This window comes from Microbacterium salitolerans (assembly GCF_019720895.1).
Lineage (GTDB): Bacteria > Actinomycetota > Actinomycetes > Actinomycetales > Microbacteriaceae > Microbacterium.
Genome location: NZ_JAHKSH010000002.1, coordinates 415,956 through 435,584 on the forward strand (window position 1 = coordinate 415,956; position 19,629 = coordinate 435,584).

General features: G+C 68.3%; 18 protein-coding genes. 12 read left to right on the top strand and 6 right to left on the bottom strand.

All coding sequences use genetic code 11. The annotated features are described in order from the left end of the window. Positions 1–8: 8 nt before the first annotated feature. On the top strand, positions 9–1,055 hold the full coding sequence (holA, locus tag KOL93_RS05185) for a DNA polymerase III subunit delta (RefSeq protein WP_221584263.1): 1,047 nt from the start codon (positions 9–11) through the stop codon (positions 1,053–1,055). Between the two features lie 66 nt (positions 1,056–1,121). Here the strand turns inward: holA and rpsT are convergent, their stop codons facing one another. The 6 genes from rpsT to KOL93_RS05215 form a co-directional block, all read right to left on the bottom strand. Next, complete coding sequence (gene rpsT, locus KOL93_RS05190; RefSeq protein ID WP_221584264.1) at positions 1,122–1,382, bottom strand: 30S ribosomal protein S20; 261 nt, start codon at positions 1,380–1,382, stop codon at positions 1,122–1,124. Between the two features lie 111 nt (positions 1,383–1,493). After that, complete coding sequence (locus tag KOL93_RS05195; protein WP_221584265.1) at positions 1,494–2,249, bottom strand: alpha/beta fold hydrolase; 756 nt, start codon at positions 2,247–2,249, stop codon at positions 1,494–1,496. A 93-nt stretch (positions 2,250–2,342) separates the two neighbouring features. Further along, positions 2,343–4,046: an ABC transporter family substrate-binding protein gene (locus KOL93_RS05200; RefSeq protein ID WP_221584266.1), complete on the bottom strand. Its 1,704-nt coding sequence runs from the start codon at positions 4,044–4,046 to the stop codon at positions 2,343–2,345. Between the two features lie 48 nt (positions 4,047–4,094). Continuing rightward, positions 4,095–6,146, bottom strand: a complete 2,052-nt coding sequence (locus tag KOL93_RS05205; protein ID WP_221584267.1) for an ABC transporter ATP-binding protein — start codon at positions 6,144–6,146, stop codon at positions 4,095–4,097. Then, entirely contained in the window at positions 6,143–7,084 is a 942-nt protein-coding gene (locus KOL93_RS05210; RefSeq protein ID WP_260405936.1) for an ABC transporter permease, read from the bottom strand. The genes KOL93_RS05205 and KOL93_RS05210 overlap by 4 nt, the downstream gene beginning before the upstream one ends. A 1-nt stretch (position 7,085) precedes the next feature. Continuing rightward, positions 7,086–8,069 carry an ABC transporter permease gene (locus tag KOL93_RS05215; protein ID WP_221584268.1) on the bottom strand — a complete coding sequence of 328 codons (984 nt, stop codon included), beginning with the start codon at positions 8,067–8,069 and terminating at the stop codon, positions 7,086–7,088. A 382-nt stretch (positions 8,070–8,451) separates the two neighbouring features. On the opposite strand from KOL93_RS05215, the gene lepA reads away from it, so the two are divergent. The 11 genes from lepA (at position 8,452) to era (ending at position 19,501) form a co-directional block, all read left to right on the top strand. Next, on the top strand, positions 8,452–10,302 hold the full coding sequence (gene lepA / locus KOL93_RS05220; protein ID WP_221584269.1) for a translation elongation factor 4: 1,851 nt from the start codon (positions 8,452–8,454) through the stop codon (positions 10,300–10,302). A gap of 42 nt (positions 10,303–10,344) precedes the next feature. Continuing rightward, positions 10,345–10,986 (top strand): DUF1990 family protein, encoded by a 642-nt coding sequence (locus KOL93_RS05225; RefSeq protein ID WP_221584270.1) that lies wholly within the window; start codon positions 10,345–10,347, stop codon positions 10,984–10,986. After that, positions 10,986–12,206: a radical SAM family heme chaperone HemW gene (gene hemW / locus KOL93_RS05230; RefSeq protein WP_221584271.1), complete on the top strand. Its 1,221-nt coding sequence runs from the start codon at positions 10,986–10,988 to the stop codon at positions 12,204–12,206. Before KOL93_RS05225 ends, hemW begins: the two co-directional genes overlap by 1 nt. 83 nt (positions 12,207–12,289) lie before the next feature. Then, positions 12,290–13,327 (top strand): heat-inducible transcriptional repressor HrcA, encoded by a 1,038-nt coding sequence (gene hrcA / locus KOL93_RS05235; protein ID WP_221584272.1) that lies wholly within the window; start codon positions 12,290–12,292, stop codon positions 13,325–13,327. A 75-nt stretch (positions 13,328–13,402) separates the two neighbouring features. Further along, positions 13,403–14,515, top strand: coding sequence for a molecular chaperone DnaJ (gene dnaJ / locus KOL93_RS05240; protein ID WP_221584273.1), 1,113 nt, complete (start codon positions 13,403–13,405; stop codon positions 14,513–14,515). Between the two features lie 7 nt (positions 14,516–14,522). After that, positions 14,523–15,254 (top strand): 16S rRNA (uracil(1498)-N(3))-methyltransferase, encoded by a 732-nt coding sequence (locus KOL93_RS05245; RefSeq protein ID WP_221584274.1) that lies wholly within the window; start codon positions 14,523–14,525, stop codon positions 15,252–15,254. A 29-nt stretch (positions 15,255–15,283) separates the two neighbouring features. Then, positions 15,284–15,631, top strand: a complete 348-nt coding sequence (locus KOL93_RS05250) for an HIT domain-containing protein (RefSeq protein ID WP_221584275.1) — start codon at positions 15,284–15,286, stop codon at positions 15,629–15,631. A gap of 43 nt (positions 15,632–15,674) precedes the next feature. Next, positions 15,675–16,691, top strand: a complete 1,017-nt coding sequence (locus KOL93_RS05255; protein WP_260405992.1) for a PhoH family protein — start codon at positions 15,675–15,677, stop codon at positions 16,689–16,691. Continuing rightward, positions 16,688–17,155, top strand: coding sequence for an rRNA maturation RNase YbeY (gene ybeY, locus KOL93_RS05260; RefSeq protein ID WP_221584277.1), 468 nt, complete (start codon positions 16,688–16,690; stop codon positions 17,153–17,155). The genes KOL93_RS05255 and ybeY overlap by 4 nt, the downstream gene beginning before the upstream one ends. Continuing rightward, positions 17,152–18,609, top strand: coding sequence for a hemolysin family protein (locus KOL93_RS05265; protein WP_221584278.1), 1,458 nt, complete (start codon positions 17,152–17,154; stop codon positions 18,607–18,609). Before ybeY ends, KOL93_RS05265 begins: the two co-directional genes overlap by 4 nt. Continuing rightward, positions 18,602–19,501, top strand: coding sequence for a GTPase Era (gene era / locus KOL93_RS05270; protein ID WP_221584279.1), 900 nt, complete (start codon positions 18,602–18,604; stop codon positions 19,499–19,501). The genes KOL93_RS05265 and era overlap by 8 nt, the downstream gene beginning before the upstream one ends. The last annotated feature ends 128 nt before the right edge of the window (positions 19,502–19,629 follow it).

The following is a 19,629-nucleotide window of genomic DNA, read 5'->3' on the forward strand; positions in this document are numbered from 1 at the left end:
CTGGAGTCATGGCTGCCGCGCGACGCTCACAGGGATCCACGAAGGCTCAGACGGCGATTCCGCAGCTGCCGTGGCGCCGCCCCCATGCGGCTCCGATCGTGCTCGTGTCGGGCCCCGAGGAGATCTGCGCGGAGCGCGCGACGCAGTCGATCCGCGATCAGCTGAAGGCGGAGGATCCGTCGCTCGAGGTGACGGATCTGCGCGCCGACGACTACGCGGCGGGCACGCTGCTCGGCGTGACGTCGCCGTCGCTGTTCGGCGAGCCGCGCCTCGTGCGCGTCGGCGGCGTCGAGAAGTGCTCCGACGCCTTCTTGCAGGAGGCGCTCGCCTACATCGAGGCGCCGCAGGAGGGCGCGACGGTGATCCTCCGACACACGGGGTCGAGCGTCCGCGGCAAGAAGCTGCTCGACGCGATCCGCACGGGCACGGGCGGGGGAGCCGAGGTCGCGTGTCCCGCCATCAAGTACGACCGCGACCGCGAGAGCTTCGCCGCCGGCGAGTTCCAGCACGCCGGGCGGCGCATCGCTCCGTCGGCGCTCCGCGCCCTCACCCAGGCATTCTCTGGCGACCTCACCGAGCTCGCGGCCGCATGCCAGCAGCTTCTGCAGGACACCGACGGAGACATCACCGAGCAGATCGTCGACCGCTACTACGGCGGACGCGTCGAATCGAGCGCCTTCGAAGTCGCCGACGCTGCGATCGCCGGCAACCACGGATCCGCCCTGATCACGCTCCGGCACGCGCTCGACTCCGGTGCGGATCCCGTGCCGCTCGTCGCGGCGTTCGCGATGAAGCTCCGCACGATGGCGAAGGTCGCCGGACGCCGCGGCGCGTCGCGTCAGATCGCGAAGGAGCTGCGCATGACCGACTGGCAGGTCGACCGCGCGCGCCGAGACCTGCAGTCGGGATGGTCGGAGCGCACGCTCGGCCTTGCGATCCAGGCCGTCGCCCGAGCCGACGCCGAGGTCAAAGGCGCCTCCCGAGACCCCGTGTTCGCGCTCGAGCGCATGGTGGCGGTGGTGGCGACGCGCGCGCCGTTCGGCGTCGCTGCCTAGCCTCGGCGCTCCCGCATGCAGAAGGGCCCGCTCCGTGAGGAGCGGGCCCTTCTGACGAGGCTCAGATCAGAGCGAGGCGACCTTCGATGCCAGGCCCGACTTGCGGTTCGCGGCCTGGTTCTTGTGGATCACGCCCTTGCTGACGGCCTTGTCGAGCTTCTTCGACGCCTTCGCGACGGCGGTCTCGGCCGCGGCCTTGTCGCCGGAGGCGATCGCCTTGCGCGCCGCGCGGACGAGCGTCTTGAGCTCGCTCTTCACGATGCGGTTGCGCTCGCGCGCCTTCTCGTTGGTCTTGATGCGCTTGATCTGCGACTTGATATTTGCCACGTCTATACAGGCTTTCGTTCAGGTGTGCGTCGGATGTTGTCGGGCGGAGGGAGAGGGCCCGCCGCGCGACGGAGTGTGGGGTGGGACCCACACGCAAGCCAAGGGCCAATGCTACCAGGTGGATCCTGAAGCATTCGCCGCCGCCGTCATCGTCGCGATCGCGAGGTCGATCATGGCGTTCGTCGCACGCGGGCGCATGGCCGTCACGAGGTGCGTGGAGCGGGGCACGACGACGAGCTCGGCGCGCGGGACGAGGCGCGTGAAGACGCGCTCGTTGAGGCGGAGCTGATCCCACTCGCCGGTGTAGAACCACATCGGGGGATCGAGTCGCTGCAGGCGCACGAGTGCGCGCACGAGGTCGAGCTGCTCCAGACTGGCGAGCGCCGCGTCCTCGGACGCGAAGGCGTATCCGCCGGCGCCGAAGTCGCCTCGCGTCTCGGACGGCAGCTGCGCGGCGAGGGCGCGATCGACGAACCACATGCCCTGCTGCGGCAGGCGCTGCATGCCGCGCAGCGCCAGGCGGTAACCACGGAGCCCGGCGCCGCGGGGGAACGCGGTGCAGGATCCGGCGATGAGTGCCGAGACCGGGGGAGCGGTACCCATGCGGCCGACGTACGCCGTCGACAGCAGGCCGCCCAGGGAATGTCCGAACAGGAGGACGGGTCCGCGCTCCGCCGCCCGCACCACCGTGCGGTCGAGCGAGGCGAAGGCCTCGTCGATGGACCAGCGCTCCGACATGCGCGTGCCGTGTCCGGGCAGGTCGATCGCGTGGACGTCGACGCCGCGTCCCCGGAGATGGGCGATCTGCGCGCGCCACATCGTCGCCGACGTGCGGATCCCATGCACGAGGACGACCTGGGGATCCATCCGTCCAGCATACGAAAGCGGGGCCGGTGCCTGATGGCACCGGCCCCGCGGATCATCTCTCAGAGAGACTCAGGGAGACTCAGAGAGCGTGGATCACTCGGCCACCCAGCCGACGTTCTCGACCGGCAGCACGCCGAAGAGATCGAGACCCGTGTAGGGCTCGGGGGTGAGGTTCGCGAGCCCCTCCTTGACGGTCCAGATCTCCGGCCCGCCATAGAGCGGAAGCATGCCCCACGACTCGCTCATCAGCTCGGCTTCGAGCTCCATCGCGGCCGGGATCTGCTCCTCGGGCGTGGGAAGCGCCTCGACCTCGTGGATGCGCTCGTCGAAGGTCTCGTCCATCGTCGCCGAGAGGTTCAGCCCGCTGTCCTCACAGTAGAGCTGGCACATCCACATGACGCCATACGCGTCGCTCGAGGAGAAGCCGAGAGTCACGAGGTCCCAGTCCTTCTCGGTCAGCGTCGTCGAGAACTCGCTCGATGCGCGCATGTCGAGCTCGAGATCGAATCCGACCTTCTTGAGCTGCTCCTGGAAGACGCGACCGCGGGTCTCCACGATCGGGTCGTCGCCGAAGAGCGGCATGCGGCCCTCGAAGCGCTGACCATCGCGCTCACGGATGCCGTCTTCGCCCGTCTCCCAGCCTGCCTCGTCGAGCATGGCGTTCGCCTCGTCGACGTTGAACTCCCAGCCGGCGTTCGAGAGGGCATCCTCGTAGCCGTCCTGGAACGGGTAGAGGTTGAACGAGCCCGAGGGCTCCTCCGTGTAGTTGAGGCCGTCCCACATCACCGAGGTGAGCTGCTCGCGGTCGACGGCCATCAGCAGCGCCTGGCGCGTCTCGAGGTCCTCGAACTGCGGGCGCTCGGCGTTCAGCTCCATCAGGTTCGTCGCGGGACGTGCGGCGCGGTATGTGGCGACGCCGTCCAGGTCCTCCACCTGAGCGAGGCGATCAGCGGTGCTCGTCGACACCATGTCGATCTCGCCGTTGCGGAAGGCGTTCATCGCGGCCGTGTCCTCCATGACACGGAACGTGACCTCGTCGAGCATCGGCTCGTCGCCCCACCAGTTCTCGTTCGGGACGAACGTGATGGTGCCGCCGTTCTTGTCGAAGTTGTCGACCTTGTACGGACCGGCACCCCACTCGGGGTGCGCCTCTTCGAGGTAAGCCTCGTTGAACTTGTCGCCGGAGTCGACGGCGGGGTGCACGACGTTGAAGAACAGCGCGTCCGTCCACGCGAAGGTGCCGTCGAAGGTGATGACCGCCTGCTTTTCCGACTCGCCCATCTCCACCGAGGCGATGTTGCGGTAACCCTCCGTGCTGTTGGGGCTGTAGCCGTCGTCGCCGCGGTTCGCGATCCAGGTGTTTTCGATCGTCTTCCAGTCCATCGGCGTGCCGTCGTTGAACTCGGCCTCGTCGACGAAGGTCAGCGTCATGACGGTGTTGCCGTCGACGACGTCGACCTCGCGCTCGGAGATGTACGTCGGGTTCGGGTACGACTCGCCTTCGGGGGTCGAAAGAATGATCTGCGGGTTGTACCAGCTCCAGACCGTCTGCGTGTCGACGGATCCGTCCTGCTGCATCGCGTTCATCTGTGGGGTGATCTCGTCGAGCGGGAACACGAAGGTTCCGCCCTGCTCGAGGTTCTCGCGGTCCTGGGGGTTGTAGTCGGCGCCGGTGACCGTCTCGGCCTCCTGGGGCTCTTCGCCCTCGCTGCCGCCGCCGCCTGCGCAGCTGGTGAGGACGAGGGAGAATCCGGCCGCGATCGCGGCCGCTCCCATCCACTTCGTGGACTTCTTCATGGTGCTCCTTTCGCGCGTGGTGCGCTCTGGGTAGGGAAAAGGGTGGGGTTATCGGAAGTGGCACGCGTTGGTGTGCACACCCTCGCGTCCCGTGAGCTGTGGAACCTCACCCTCGCAGCGAGCCCTGCTTGCTGTGTCTAGTTCTTTATACAGCGGGCAGCGACTCACGAATGGGCAGCCCGCGATCTTCTCAGTCGGGCTGGGCAGATCTCCCGTCAGAACGATGCGCTCGCGCGATCGCTCGATGCGGGGATCCGGAATCGGAATGGCCGACAGCAGCGCCTGGGTGTAGGGGTGCTGCGGATTGTCGAAGACCTCGTCGACATCGCCGAGCTCGACGAACTGTCCGAGGTACATGACCGCGACGCGATCGGCCAGGTGCCGGACGACCGACAGGTCGTGGGCGACGAAGAGATATGACAGGCCGAGCGTCGCCTTGAGCTCGTCGAGCAGGTTGATGACACCGGCCTGGATCGAGACGTCGAGGGCTGAGACGGGTTCGTCGAGCACGATGAGCTTCGGCTCGGTCGCCAGCGCACGTGCGATGCCGATGCGCTGCCGCTGACCGCCCGAGAACGCCTGCGGGAAGCGGTCGCTGTGCGCAGGGTTGAGACCGACGAGACTCATGAGCTCGTCGACGCGCTCGTGCGTGCGCTTCTTCGACGTGCCGATCGTCTGGAGGGGCTCGGCGATGATGTCGAAGACCGTCATCCGGGGATCCAGCGCGCCCATCGGATCCTGGAACACGATCTGGATGTTCCGGCGCATCTCGCGCTCGTGCCTGGCCGACCGGATATCGTTCACGCTCGTGCCGTCGATCCGGATGTCGCCGCTCTCCTGGCGCGCGAAGTCCATGATCTCGAGCAGCGTCGTCGTCTTGCCGGATCCCGACTCGCCGACGATCGCGAGCGTTTCGCCCTCGCGGATGTCGAACGACACGTTCTTGACGGCGTTCACATCTCCGACGCGGCGCTTGACGAGTGCGCCCTTCATGAGTGGGAACGTCTTGGTGAGGTTCTCGACCTCGAGCGCCGGAGCGCGTTCCTCACGCGGGATGGCCGCGAGGCCGGGGACCGGGATCTCCGGGATCGGGAACACGGGGGAGCCGTCGAGCTCGCCGGCGATGATCTCGTCGGCCCGGATGCAGGCCGCCTGGTGATCGGCCTTGCCGCCGACGCTCGCGAGTGCGGGCTCGCTCTCGCGGCACGCCGCTGTGGCGATGGGGCACCGGTCGGCGAACGGACACGCGTCGGGGAGGTCGATGAGCAGCGGCGGGTTCCCCTTGATGGGCACCAGCGGCTGCTTCTCCTTCTTGTCGATGCGCGGGATCGCACCGAGGAGGCCGATCGAGTACGGCATGCGCGTGTCGGCGAAGAGCTGGTCGACGGGCGCGTGCTCGACGGGGCGGCCCGCGTACATCACGATGACGTCGTCGGCGATGTTCGCGACCACGCCCATGTCGTGCGTGATCATGATGACGGCGGCGCCCGTCTCCTCCTGGCCCGTGCGGATCACGTCGAGGATCTGCGCCTGGATCGTCACGTCGAGCGCGGTCGTGGGCTCGTCGGCGATGATCAGCTTCGGGCGGTTCGCGATCGCGATCGCGATGACGACGCGCTGCCGCATGCCGCCCGAGAACTCGTGCGGGAAGGCCCGCATGCGCGCCTCGGGGTTCGGGATCCCGACGATCTGCAGCAGCTCGATGCCGCGTTTCCACGCGACCTGCTTCGAGACCCGGTCGTGCGCCGTGATGGCCTCGACGAGCTGGTCGCCGATCGTGAACACCGGCGTGAGCGAGGTGAGCGGGTCCTGGAAGATCATCGACAGCCCGTTGCCGCGGATCTGCGACATCTGCTTATCGCTCCTGCCGAGGAGCTCCTGGCCGTCGAACGTGATGGATCCGCCGACCTTCGCGTTCTCGTCGAGCAGGCCCATGATAGCGAGCGAGGTGACCGACTTGCCGGAGCCCGACTCGCCCACGATGCCGAGGGTCTTGCCCGGCTCCAGGTCGAAGTTCACGCCGCGGACCGCGTCGACGCGACCCGCCTCGCTGGCGAAGGTGACCGTGAGGTCTCGGATGGAGAGGATGGGTTCTGTCATGCGCGGCCTCCTGCCGCCGAGTTCGGATCGAGGGCGTCGCGCAGGCCGTCGGCGACGAATGCCATCGAGACGGTGAGCAGGGTGAGCATGAGCGCGGGGTACGCGAAGATCCACGGCGCAGACGTCACCATCGAGGATCCGCTGGCGATGAGCGTTCCGAGCGACACGTCGGGCGCCTTCACACCGAAGCCCAGGAACGACAGGCTCGTCTCGGACTGCACGGCCGCGACGACGCCGAGGGCGAAGTTGATGACGAGGAGCGACGCCATGTTCGGGAGCATGTGCCGCATGACGATGCGGAAACCGCCGACGCCCATGTAGCGCGCCGCCTGGATGAACTCGCGCTCTCGGATCGAGACCGACAGGGTCCACACGGTGCGGGCCAGAATCATCCAGCCGATCAGGATGAGCATCAGGGCCAGCACGAACCAGTTGCCGCTGGATCCGTTCGTGACGAGGGCGACGATGAGGAAGCCGGGGATGGCCATCATGAAGTGGATGAGCGTGAGGATGAGCCGCTCCCAGCGCCCCCCGAAGTAGGCGGCCGAGGCGCCGAGGATCGCCGAGATCACAGTCGTGCCAACGGCCACGATGAGCGCGATCATGAGTGAGCGCCGCAGGCCCTCGATCGTCATCGCGAAGACGTCGTTCCCCGCGGCGGTCGTACCGAACCAGTGCTCGGAGCTGGGCCCCTCCGTCAGCGCGAGGAAGTCGAGCTCGACGTGGTCGTACTTCTGGAACAGGGGGCCGATGATCGCGAACAGGGCCAGCAGCACGAAGATGCCGAGACCGATGCCAGCGGGGATGTTGCGGAAGAAGCGCTTCGTGTAGAGCGCCCACTTCGACATCGGCTTGGAACGGGCGATGCCGTCCATGCGCGACGCGTCGGCGTCGGGGTGCTCGAGCGGATTCTTCAGGTCGTTCCGGGAGTCAGTCATGTCAGTTCACCCGCACTCGGGGATCGAGGGCGACGATCGCGATGTCGGCGAGGATGGCGCCGACGGCCGTGAGGAACGCGCCGAAGGCGGCGATCGCGACCGTGCCGTGGATGTCGTTGTTTGCGAGCGTCTGCTGGAAGTACTCGCCGAGCCCGTGCCAGGCGAAGATCACCTCGGACAGGACGGCGCCGAGGAAGACGTTGGGGATCATGAACGCGATCTGCGTCGCGACGGGGATGAGCGACGTGCGCAGCGCGTGGCGGCGGATCGCCTGCTGCTTCGTGAGGCCCTTGGCGCGCGCCGTGCGCACGTAGTCGGCCTTGATGTTGTCGAGCAGCAGCGACCGCTGCAGAAAGTGCGTGGACGCATAGCCGACGAGCGCCATGGCGATGGTCGGCACGATGAGTCGCCGGAGTGTGTCGAGAACGGACTCCCACCAGGTATCGATCCCTACGCCGGACGGGCCGGTGACCGGGAGGACCCGCACGCCGAACGCCTCATTGATCGAGACCGCGATGATCACGAGTCCGAGCGCCGCGACGATCGGCGGGATGTTCATCGTGATGATCGACGTGAACTGTCCGACGCGGTCCGCGAGCTTGTACTGGCGGTTCGCCGTGTACACGCCGAGCGCGATGCCGGCGACCGTCGAGATGATCGTCGCGCCGAGCACGAACTCCGCCGAGATCCACATGCGGTACGCCATCTGGGCGTTGACGTCCTGCCCATTGGGCGCGACACCCCAGTCCCAGTGGAGCACGATGCTCGTGATCCAGGTCCACCAGCGCTCGATGAGCGGGACGGTGTCGCTGAGGTTGCGAGGTTCGAGCAGTTCGGTGATCTGCTCTGCGGAGAGGGGTGGGCGCCGTCCGATGTAGTTGCTGCGCGGATCCAGGAAATTCCACGCGAGAAGATAGATCAGATTGGTCGCTACCACGATGATGGCCAGCCACGAGACGAAGCGGCGCGCGAGGTATCGGAACAAGGTGCAGGAGGGCTTTCTCGGGAGATCAGAGACTGTCGGCGACTCTAACCCGGGGTCGGACGCTTCTGCCACGGGTCGCCCCGATGAAGGAAAAGCGTTATCGATCTGTGTCAGTGCAGACGATTCGCTCGCTCACGCGACGACGCGTTGTGCACAGTGCTGTGTGGCGACGTCGCCACACGTGACCATGGTGCGCGCCGTACCTGGACGCTGAGTGAGTGGACTGAGCAGAATGCGCACCCCGTCGGAAGGTCTCGCGGGCGCGTGCGCGCGAGCGCGCCTCGGAAGAAGAGGTCGCCGTCGGTGGGCGTGCGAACGCGTGGAACCTCGCGTGTGCGGCGTCGCATCGGCGGTCAGCGTCTCCACGTAGACTGGCCCGGATATGTCGCCACGTGCCTCTCAGCCGCTCGCGCCCGCGTCCACGCCGCCCGAGCGCCTCCGCAACTTCTGCATCATCGCCCACATCGACCACGGCAAGTCCACGCTGGCCGACCGCATGCTGCAGCTGACCGGCGTGGTCGCCGACCGCGAGATGCGGGCGCAGTACCTCGATCGCATGGATATCGAGCGCGAGCGCGGCATCACGGTCAAGAGCCAGGCGGTGCGCATCCCCTGGCAGCGCGAGGGCGAGACGTTCGCGCTCAATATGATCGACACGCCGGGACATGTCGACTTCTCATACGAGGTCTCACGGTCGCTCGCGGCGTGCGAGGGAGCGATTCTCCTGGTCGACGCGGCGCAGGGCATCGAGGCCCAGACGCTCGCGAACCTCTATCTCGCTCTCGAGAACGACCTCACGATCATCCCGGTGCTCAACAAGATCGACCTGCCGTCGGCCGATCCCGAGCGCTTCGCCAAGGAGCTCGCGGACCTGATCGGCGGATCCCCGGACGACGTCCTTCGGGTATCGGGCAAGACCGGCATGGGCGTCGAGGAGCTGCTCGATCGCATCGTCGACGAGATCCCCGCACCCGTCGGCGATCCCGACGCCGCGGCGCGCGCCATGATCTTCGACTCCGTCTACGACTCGTATCGCGGCGTCGTCACCTACGTGCGCATGATCGACGGCCACCTCACGCCCCGCCAGCGGATTCAGATGATGTCGACGCGCGCGACGCACGAGCTCCTCGAGATCGGCGTGTCGAGCCCCGAGCCCGCGCCCTCGAAGGGGCTGGGCGTCGGCGAGGTCGGATACCTGATCACCGGCGTCAAGGACGTGCGCCAGTCGAAGGTCGGCGACACGGTGACCGATGCGAAGAAGCCGGCGACGGATGCGCTTCCGGGATACGTCGAGCCGAAGCCGATGGTGTTCTCCGGGCTCTACCCGATCGACGCGAGCGACTATCCCGACCTGCGCGACGCCCTCGACAAGCTCAAGCTGTCGGACGCGGCGCTCGTGTACGAGCCCGAGACCTCGGTCGCGCTGGGTTTCGGATTCCGCTGCGGGTTCCTCGGCCTGTTGCATCTCGAGATCATCACGGAGCGCCTGCGGCGCGAGTTCGACCTCGACCTCATCACGACGGCACCCAGCGTCATCTACCGTGTGACGACCGAGTCGGGCGACACAATCACGGTGACGAATCCGAGCGAGTATCCGGAGGGCAAGATCGGCGGCGTCACGGAGCCCGTCGTGACGGCCTCCGTCCTCACGCCCAAGGACTTCGTCGGCACGGTCATGGACCTCTGCCAGACGCGCCGCGGAACCCTGCTGGGAATGGACTACCTCTCGGAGGAGCGGGTCGAGCTCAAGTACGTCATGCCTCTCGGCGAGATCGTCTTCGACTTCTTCGACCAGCTCAAGAGCCGCACGCAGGGCTACGCGAGCTTCGACTACGAGCCGTCGGGGGAGCAGGAGGCCGACCTCGTGAAGGTCGACATTCTGCTGCAGGGCGACCGGGTCGATGCGTTCAGCGCGATCGTCCACCGCGACAAGGCCTACTCGTACGGAACGACGATGGCGGAGAGACTGCGCAAGCTGATCCCTCGGCAGCAGTACGAGGTGCCGATCCAGGCGGCGATCGGCGCGCGCGTCATCGCGCGTGAGACGATCCGCGCCATCCGCAAGGACGTGCTCGCCAAGTGCTACGGCGGCGACATCAGCCGCAAGCGCAAGCTGCTCGAGAAGCAGAAGGAGGGAAAGAAGCGCATGAAGATGGTCGGACGCGTCGAGGTCCCTCAGAATGCCTTCATCGCCGCGCTCTCCGGCGACGTCGAATCCAAGGACAAGAAGTAGCCTCCCTGTGGGGAGCACGGACGAGCGAGTGAGGTGAACGGCATGCGCAGGGAGACGTTCCGCGACCAGACCGTCGACTATGCGGCGGTCGGCGCGTCTCAGGCAGCCGATCTGCTGCAGTATCCGCCGGACAGGAGCATCCCCGCCGTGGACTCCTGGCGGATCGGCAGCGGCGAAGAGCGCTTCCGCAAGGCGGCCGACGATCTGCTGACGTGGAGAGTGCTCACGGTCGCGGGCCTCGAGGTCTCCGATGTGCGTCCGTCGTCCGGGCCGTCGTACACGGGCGTGAGCTTCGACGCCGAGGGGCATCCCGTCGCGCCGTCGCGCAGCGAGGAGGACCAGCGCTACACGGAGGACGGGATCGCGTACGTGAGCGCCGGTGCGACAGCCCACGTTCACGGCCGCGCACGCGGGAAGAGGGCCGATGGCGACTATCGGGTCATCTTCGTCGCCGAGGAGGAGCGCCGCGTGGCGTATGCGCTCGGCACCGTCGACGCGACGATCGTGAGCGGCGAGGTGCTGTTCTCGGTCGAGTGGCGTGACGACGACGAGGTGTGGTTCGAGGTGCGCGCGTTCGACATCCCCGTGGGATGGTCCTACCGCACGTTCCGCAGCCGCGTGCGACGCCGACGACGCGCGCTCAACAACGCGTACCTCCGCGCCATCTCTCCGCTCTTCGTCTGATGGCGGGACCTCTGCCCGTCGGCGACCCCGCGCCGCCAGACGGACGTCTCCCCGGCCGGAATCGACCGGATCCACGCACGGACTTCGGGGTCTACCTACACGTGCCGTTCTGTCGCGTGCGCTGCGGATACTGCGACTTCAATACCTACACGGCCACTGAGCTGCGCGGTGCGCGACAGGACCAGTACGCTGACACGCTGCTGCAGGAGGTCGCGCTCGCCCGCGGTGTACTGGCCGACGCCGGGCCCCTGCGCGAAGCGCAGACGGTGTTCTTCGGCGGCGGCACGCCGACGCTGCTGCCGGCGGGCGACCTCGCGCGCATGCTCGACGGGGTGCGCGAGGCATTCGGCGTCGCTGAGGACGCCGAGGTGACGGTCGAGGCGAACCCGGACACGGTGACGGAGGCCGTCGTCGACGATCTGGCACGCGCCGGCGTGACGCGGCTGTCGATCGGCATGCAGTCGTCCGAGCCCCACGTTCTCCGCGCGCTCGATCGCACGCACACCCCCGAGAACGTGGGATCCGCGGTGCGTGCCGCCCAGGCCGCAGGCCTCGATGTGAGCCTCGATCTCATCTACGGGGCACCGGGGGAGCGCCTCGAGGACTGGCGCGCCTCGCTCGAGACGGCGATCTCGCACGAGCCTGATCACCTGTCGGCGTACGCGCTCATCATCGAGGACGGCACGAAGCTGGCGCGCCAGATCGCGCGCGGCGAGGTCCCGGCTCCCGACGACGATCTGCAGGCCGACATGTACGAGCTCGCCGACGATCTTCTCGCCAGCGCCGGATACGAGTGGTACGAGGTGTCGAACTGGGCGACGCGCGCGTCGCAGCGGTCTCGCCACAACCTCTCGTACTGGCGCGGGTTCGACTGGTGGGGGTTCGGCCCGGGCGCGCACAGTCACGTCGCCGGTCTCCGCTGGTGGAATGTCAAGCATCCCGCCGCCTACGCGCAGCGTCTCTCGCTCGGCGAGTCTCCGGCGGCGGGGCGCGAGACGCCCGACGGGGAGCAGCGGGCGCTTGAGCGCGTGCTGCTCGAGACCCGGATCCGCGAGGGCATGGCCGTCGCCGATCTTCCGAGCGCTGCGGCGCGCATGGCGGTCGCCGGGCTCGTCGCGGAGGGGCTCGTCGACGGCGCCTCCGCCGTGAAGGGGCGCGTCGTCCTGACTCGGCGCGGTCGCCTGCTCGCTGACGCCGTGGTGCGCGCCCTCACGATCTGAGTCGTCGCAGTCGGCAACCTCGCGAGGATGCCTTGTAGAATTGGCACTCGACGTCGATGAGTGCCAGGACGAAGGGAGCGCACATGGTCACGGATCGCGGCCTGCAGGTGCTGCGCGCCATCGTGCAGGACTTCGTCGACACGCGCGAGCCCGTCGGCAGTCGTTCGATCGTCGATCGCCACGCCTTCGGCGTCTCGGCCGCGACGATCCGCAACGACATGGCCATGCTCGAGGAGGAAGACCTCATCGCGCAGCCGCACACATCGTCCGGCCGGGTGCCGACCGACAAGGGCTATCGCGCCTTCGTCGATCACCTCGCCGATGTGCGGCCCCTGTCGTCCGCTCAGCGTTCCGCGATCTCATCGTTCCTGGCAGATCCCGCCGACCTCGATGATCTGCTGGCCCGAACCGTGCGGCTCCTGACGCAGCTCACGGGCCAGGTCGCCCTTGTGCAGTATCCGTCGTTCGCCCAGGCCACCGTGACGCACGTGCAGCTCGTCGCGCTCGATCCGCGTCGCGTGCTCGTCATCATCGTCACCGACACGGGGCGCGTCTCGCAGCGCATCACGCTTCTCCCGGCCGAGCTCGACGGGGAGGATCTCGAATCGGTCGGCGTGAGGCTCCAGCGACTCGTCCTCGGCGTCTCCGTGCGGGAGGCCGCAACGACGCTCGAGTCCGCGAAGCAGACGGCCGGCTCACCGCACACACCGCAGGAGCTGGCGCTGCACGCGATCGCGAACGCTGTCTCCGAGGAGCTCGAGGAGTTCCGCCAGAACCGCCTCGTGATGGCGGGAGCGGCGACGCTCGCACGACGTGAGGACGATTTCCGCGGCAGCATCCATCCGCTTCTGGAGGCCATTGAGGAGCAGGTCACGCTGCTCCGCCTCCTCAGCGAGATGGGGGCCGACGAGAAGGGCTTCGCGACGAGCATCGGACGCGAGAACGCGGCCTTCGGACTCGGCGAGGCCTCGATCCTCGCGAGTGAGTACGATGCCGCCGTGGGCACCGCCAGAGTGGGCCTCATGGGCCCGACGCGCATGGACTATCCCCGCAATCTCGCGGCGGCGCGGGCCGTGGCCCGTTACCTCACGCGAGTGCTCGAGGACGACGAGAGCCGCTGACGCGGCGCATACGACACGAGCTCCGGCCGCCGGCCGGAGCACACGCGACACGCGGGGGACCGCGGAAGGACGACTGTGGCAGACCACTACGAAGTACTGGGCGTCTCGCGCGAGGCGAGCGACGACGAGATCAAGAAGGCGTACCGCAAACTGGCGCGCAGGCTGCATCCCGACGTGAACCCGAGCGCGGAGGCCGCCGAGGAGTTCAAGAACGTCACGCACGCCTACGAGGTTCTGAGCGATGCCGAGCAGCGACGCCGCTACGACATGGGCGGCGACCAGGGCGGCTTCGGCGGGGGCGGCTTCGGCGGGTTCGGCGACGTCTTCGAGGCGTTCTTCGGATCCGCAGGCGGCGGATCCCGTGCAGGTCGTCCACGGTCGCGTCGCGAGCGCGGGCAGGACGCGCTCGTGCGGCTGTCGCTCGAACTCGGCGACGTCGTCTTCGGCACGCACCGCGAGGTCGAGATCGACACGGCCGTGCTGTGCGAGACGTGCCAGGGATCCTGCTGTCAGGAGGGCACCGAGCCGCAGCGCTGCGACATCTGCGGCGGATCCGGTCATGTCCAGCGCCAGGTGCGCAGCCTGCTCGGGAACGTCGTCACCCAGCAGCCGTGCGGATCCTGCCAGGGCTACGGGACGACGATCCCGCACCCCTGCACGGCGTGCCACGGCCAGGGCCGTGTGCGCTCGCGCCGGTCTGTCGGCCTCGACATTCCTGCGGGCGTCGAGACCGGTCTGCGACTTCAGCTGCCCGGCTCCGGCGAGGTCGGCCCCGCGGGCGGCCCGAACGGCGACCTGTACGTCGAGATCCACGTCGAGCCCCATCCGGTCTTCAGTCGCGAGGGCGACGATCTGCTCGCCGCGCTCGAGGTGTCGATGACCGATGCGATCCTCGGCACGACCACGGCGATCGAAGGTCTCGACGGCACGGTCGATCTGGAGGTGCGCCCCGGCGTGCAGTCGGGTGACGTGCTGAAGATCGCCGACCGCGGTGTGACGGGTCTGCGTTCCTCGAAGCGCGGAGATCTGAAGGTGGCGGTGCAGGTCGTGACCCCGACGAAGGTCGACGGCAAGACCCGCCAGCTCGTCGAGGAGCTGGCGAAGCGCACGAAGGCGCCGGGACCGCGCCTGGCCGAGCACCAGCAGGGCTTGTTCTCCAAGCTCCGCGACAGGTTCCGAGGGGCCTGAGCTGTCGATGGCGCTCCACTTCGTCGACGAGGGCGCGTCCGGTGCGCAGCCGGGCGCCGTCTTCGCGCTCACCGGATCCGAGGCGCACCATGCGGCCGCGGTGCGGCGCGTGCGCGTCGGGGAGGCCGTCACGATCACCGACGGCGCCGGCACCTGGCTGACGGGCGAGACGACCGCCGTTGAGAAGGCGCGGGTCGAGGTGCGCGTCATCGCGCGGGACACGCACGCGGAGCCGGTTCCGCGGGTGCTGCTGGCGCAGGCCCTCGCGAAGGGCGATCGCGACGAGCTCGCCGTGCAGGCGGCCACGGAGATGGGCATCGACGGCATCATCCCGTGGCAGGCGCAGCGCAGCGTGTCGCGCTGGCAGGGGCCGAAGGCCGAGAAGGGGCGCGCGCGCTGGGCGACGATCGTGCGCGAGGCGGCCAAGCAGGCGCATCGCGCATGGATCCCGGAGGTCGAGGAGGTCGTGGCGACGCGGGAGCTCGTGCAGCGGGCGGCCGATGTCCGCGTGCTCGTGCTCGATCCGTGGGCGGATCGGCGAGTGACGGCACTCGAGGTGGCGGACGGCCGGGATGTCCTTCTCGTGGTCGGGCCCGAGGGCGGGATCGCGCCCGAGGAGCTCCAGGCGCTCGAAGGCGCGGGGGCCGAGCGGGTGCGCCTGGGTGACAGCGTCCTGCGCACGTCCACGGCGGGCCCCGCGGCCCTCGCGATCATCAACGGCCGACTCGGCCGTTGGTGACGGCGCCCCGCACCGTAGACTGGGCGATCATGAGCGAGCCCACCGTCTTCACGCGCATCCTCAACGGCGAGATCCCCGGCGACATCGTCGCCGAGACCGACCGCGTCTTCGCGATCACCGACATCAACCCGCAGGCACGCGTCCACGTGCTGGTGATCCCGAAGACGCAGGAGTACCGCGACGTCGCCGAGCTCGCGGCAGGGGATCCCACCCTGCTCGCCGAGCTGGTCGAGGTCGCGAAGAGCGTCGCCGCCGACACAGCGGGCGGCGAGTTCCGACTGATCTTCAACACGGGAGCGGGCGCCGGCCAGACGGTGTTCCATGTGCATGCGCACGTTCTCGCGGGCGACCTGGAGGAGAAGAGCCTCATTGACTGACGACGCTCCGACCACTCTCACGATCCACGCCGACGGCGTGGCGATGGTGCAGCTGCTCGGCCCGCAGGACAAGCTCCTGCGCATGGTCGAGAAGGAGCACCCCGATGTCGACGTGCACGTGCGCGGCAACGAGATCACGCTCACCGGAGACGAGCAGGCGGTCGCCGCGGCGAAGTCGCTCGTCGACGAGCTGCTCCAGATGACCAAGGACGGCCACTCGATCGCGCCCGCCGATGTCACGAGCTCGAACCGCGTGATCCAGCAGACCGGCGATCGCCCGAGCGACGTGCTGGGTGAGCCGATCCTGTCGGCCCGCGGCAAGGTGATCCGCCCGAAGACGATGGGGCAGCGCGACTACGTCGACGCGATGGATCTGAATACGATCGTCTTCGGCATCGGTCCCGCGGGAACAGGCAAGACCTATCTCGCGATGGCGAAGGCCGTGCAGGCGCTGCAGCGCCGCGAGGTCAGTCGCATCATCCTCACGCGTCCCGCGGTCGAGGCGGGGGAGCGGCTCGGCTACCTCCCCGGCTCGCTCACCGACAAGATCGACCCGTATCTGCGGCCGCTCTACGACGCGCTCAACGAGATGATGGATCCCGAGCTCGTGCCCAAGCTCATGGCGACGGGCACGATCGAGGTCGCACCGCTCGCCTATATGCGCGGGCGCACGCTCAACGACTCGTTCGTCGTGCTCGACGAAGCGCAGAACACGACACCCGAGCAGATGAAGATGTTCCTCACGCGTCTCGGCTTCGGCACGAGGATGGTCGTCACCGGCGACATCACCCAGGTCGACCTGCCGGGGGGAACGAGCGGTCTCCGCGTCGTGAATCGGATCCTCTCCGACGTGGAGGACATCCACTTCTCGCAGCTCACGAGCGACGACGTCGTTCGCCATACGCTCGTTGGCCGCATCGTCGATGCCTACAGCGCCTATGACGAGAAGCGCACGGCGCGCCGCGCGGAGCTCGACGAGGCGCGCGACTTCGCGAACCGTGCCGAGCGGCGCCGCGGCATGACGCCGCGTGACCGGACACAGAAGCGAGGCCGACAGTGATCGACATCAACAACGAGTCCGGACTCGCTCTCGACGAGGACATGCTGCTGCGACTCGTGCAGCACGATCTCGCGACCCTGCACGTCAGTCCCGACGCCGAGCTCGCCATCGTCATGGTCGACGAGGGAGCGATGGAGCAGCTGCATGTGCAGTGGATGGACGAACCCGGTCCCACGGACGTCCTCAGCTTCCCCATGGACGAGCTGCGTCCCGGATCCGCCGACCTGCCGACGCCTCCCGGACTGCTCGGCGACATCGTCGTGTGTCCGCAGGTCGCGGAGGCGCAGGCCGAGACGGCGGGTCACTCCCTCATGGACGAGATGTGCCTCCTGACGACGCACGGGCTGCTGCATCTGCTCGGGTACGACCATGCGGTGCCCGATGAGGAGCGACGCATGTTCGGCCTGCAGCGTGAGCTGCTCAGCTCGTTCGCCGCTGCCGAGAGGCGGCGGCGCCGCGCATGATCGAAGCGCTGCTCATCGTCGGAGCCGTTCTGCTCGTCGCCGTGGCGGGGTTCATGACGGCTCTCGACTCCGCACTGGCGGTGACCTCGACCGGCGATCTCGTCGAGATGGCGACCGAGGGCCGCAGCACGCGCGCGCTCGCGCATCTCGCGAACGATCGTGAGGCGCACGACAACGCGATCACGCTCGTGCGGGTGATGGGCGAGGTCGGCGCCGTCGTCATGCTGTCGAGCGCGTTCGCGATGATCTTCCAGAGCGAGCTGTGGGGCACGCTCGCCTCGGCCGCGATCATCGCCGGCGTCATCTACGTCGTCGTCGCGTCCGCACCCACGACCGTCGGCCGTCGTCACGCCCGCGGGATCCTCACCTTCGGCGCTCCGACGATCCACGCCGCGCGCATCGTGCTGTCCCCGATCGCCCAGCCTCTCGCCTGGGCGAGTGCTCGGGTGATCCCCGGCGCCCGTCGCCGTGGGTTCGAATCCGAGGAGCAGCTGCTGTCGATCGTCGACGAGGCGGCCTCGCATGCGCTCATCGAGGACGACGACCGCGAGCTCATCCACTCGGTGTTCGACTTCACGGATCAGATCGTGCGCGCGCTGATGGTGCCGCGCACCGAGATGGTGACGGTCGACGCCCATGTCACGAGCGCGGTCGCCATGGACGAGTTCCTCTCGAGCGGCCTCTCGCGGCTGCCGGTCGTCGACGGCGACGTCGACAACGTGGTGGGCGTGCTCTATCTCAAGGACCTCGTGCAGCACGCGTTCCGCGATACGCCGGGCTGGCGCACCTCGCCCGTGCGGGCATTCGCTCGCCCCGCGGTCTTCGTGCCGGAGCAGATGCGCGCCGAGACGCTCCTGCAGCAGATGAAGGCCGACCAGGTGCACGTGTGCCTCGTCGTCGACGAATACGGCGGAATCGCGGGTCTCGTCACCCTCGAGGACATCCTCGAGGAGCTCGTCGGCGAGATCACCGACGAGTACGACTCCCGCTCGAGCGAGGTCGTGGAGCTTCCCGACGGCAGCTACCGCGTCAGCTCCGGTCTCGCACTCGACGAGGTCGGCGACCTGTTCGGCATCGACATCGATGACGAGGACGTCGACTCGATCGGCGGCCTCATGTCGAAGACGCTGGGTCACATGCCCCACCCGGGCGAGCAGGCGGAGATCGCGGGGCTGATCCTCACGGGCGGCACCTCCCGAGGTCGGGGCCGCGGCATCGCGACGGTGTTCGTCGATCGCACGGAGGCCCTCCGCACGGTGGGCGAGGTGCTGGGGCGAGGCCCCCAGACGGGCGATACCCGCATCCCGACCCCCGAGGAGATCGAGCGCGCCTCTGAAGGCGAGCCGCTCACCACCCAGACCGGCGGGATCCGTGTGATCGCGTCGCAGCCCTTCGGATCCGCGAATCGGCGGAGTCCCCACAGAAACAGCAGGAGGGGTGGCCAGGATGACTGAGCCCTCGCGCAGTGGATTCGTCACATTCGTCGGTCGGCCGAACGTCGGGAAGTCGACGCTCATGAACGCGCTCGTCGGCGAGAAGGTCGCCATCACGAGCGAGAAGCCGCAGACGACGCGCCGCGCGATCCGCGGCATCGTCGAGCGCCCCGCGGGGCAGCTCGTCGTCGTCGACACGCCGGGCGTGCACCGTCCGCGCACGCTTCTCGGCCAGCGCCTGAACGATCTCGTCGAGACGGTCCTCGGCGACGTCGACGTCATCGCCTTCTGCGCGCCCGCACCCGAGAAGGTCGGGCCGGGCGACCGGCGCATCGCACAGTCGCTCGACGGCTATCCGCGTGCCAAGAAGGTCGCTCTCGTGACGAAGACCGACGCCGCGAGCCGCGACGAGATCATGCAGCGTCTCATGGAGGTCGACTCTCTCCGCGAGGACTGGGACGCCGTGATTCCGCTCTCGAGCGTCACAGGGGAGCAGCTCGACGTCCTCGCGGATGAGCTGCTCGCCCTCATGCCCGAGGGGCCCGCGCTCTATCCGACGGGGACCGTCACCGATGAGACGCTCCAGGACCGGATCGCCGAGGCGATCCGCGAGGCCGCTCTCGAAGGCGTGCGCGACGAGCTGCCGCACTCGATCGCGGTGCAGGTCCAGGACATGGCGCCGCGCGAGGACAAGCCCGACCTCACCGACATCTACGCCGACATCGTGATCGAGCGCGACAGCCAGAAGGCGATCATCCTCGGACACAAGGGATCGCGTCTGCGAGACGTCGGCGCGCGCGCCCGCGCCGAGATCGAACCGCTCGTCGGAACACGGGTCTTCCTCTCCCTGCACGTGCGCGTGGCGAAGGAGTGGCAGCGGGATCCGAAGCACCTCGGGCGCCTCGGGTTCTGATCGCTCAGCTCGTCGCGCGTTGAGCACTCTGCGCAGGTTCATGCGGGGCCGTCCCATCGATCGTGTGCACGATGCGTGTTATCGTGGTGCCGTGCACCAGAACCGGCTTCTTCTCCTTATCTGCCGCG

Bases quoted from the DNA above. Each gene is read 5' to 3' on its own strand.
- KOL93_RS05265 (WP_221584278.1), top strand. From the start codon at position 17,152: ATGATCGAAGCGCTGCTCATCGTCGGAGCCGTTCTGCTCGTCGCCGTG.
- KOL93_RS05195 (WP_221584265.1), bottom strand. From the start codon at position 2,249: ATGGATCCCCAGGTCGTCCTCGTGCATGGGATCCGCACGTCGGCGACG.
- KOL93_RS05255 (WP_260405992.1), top strand. From the start codon at position 15,675: ATGGTGCAGCTGCTCGGCCCGCAGGACAAGCTCCTGCGCATGGTCGAG.
- KOL93_RS05205 (WP_221584267.1), bottom strand. From the start codon at position 6,146: ATGACAGAACCCATCCTCTCCATCCGAGACCTCACGGTCACCTTCGCC.
- hrcA (WP_221584272.1), top strand. From the start codon at position 12,290: ATGGTCACGGATCGCGGCCTGCAGGTGCTGCGCGCCATCGTGCAGGAC.
- hemW (WP_221584271.1), top strand. From the start codon at position 10,986: ATGGCGGGACCTCTGCCCGTCGGCGACCCCGCGCCGCCAGACGGACGT.
- era (WP_221584279.1), top strand. From the start codon at position 18,602: ATGACTGAGCCCTCGCGCAGTGGATTCGTCACATTCGTCGGTCGGCCG.
- KOL93_RS05210 (WP_260405936.1), bottom strand. From the start codon at position 7,084: ATGACTGACTCCCGGAACGACCTGAAGAATCCGCTCGAGCACCCCGAC.
- KOL93_RS05245 (WP_221584274.1), top strand. From the start codon at position 14,523: ATGGCGCTCCACTTCGTCGACGAGGGCGCGTCCGGTGCGCAGCCGGGC.
- KOL93_RS05200 (WP_221584266.1), bottom strand. From the start codon at position 4,046: ATGAAGAAGTCCACGAAGTGGATGGGAGCGGCCGCGATCGCGGCCGGA.
- holA (WP_221584263.1), top strand. From the start codon at position 9: ATGGCTGCCGCGCGACGCTCACAGGGATCCACGAAGGCTCAGACGGCG.
- KOL93_RS05250 (WP_221584275.1), top strand. From the start codon at position 15,284: ATGAGCGAGCCCACCGTCTTCACGCGCATCCTCAACGGCGAGATCCCC.
- lepA (WP_221584269.1), top strand. From the start codon at position 8,452: ATGTCGCCACGTGCCTCTCAGCCGCTCGCGCCCGCGTCCACGCCGCCC.
- KOL93_RS05225 (WP_221584270.1), top strand. From the start codon at position 10,345: ATGCGCAGGGAGACGTTCCGCGACCAGACCGTCGACTATGCGGCGGTC.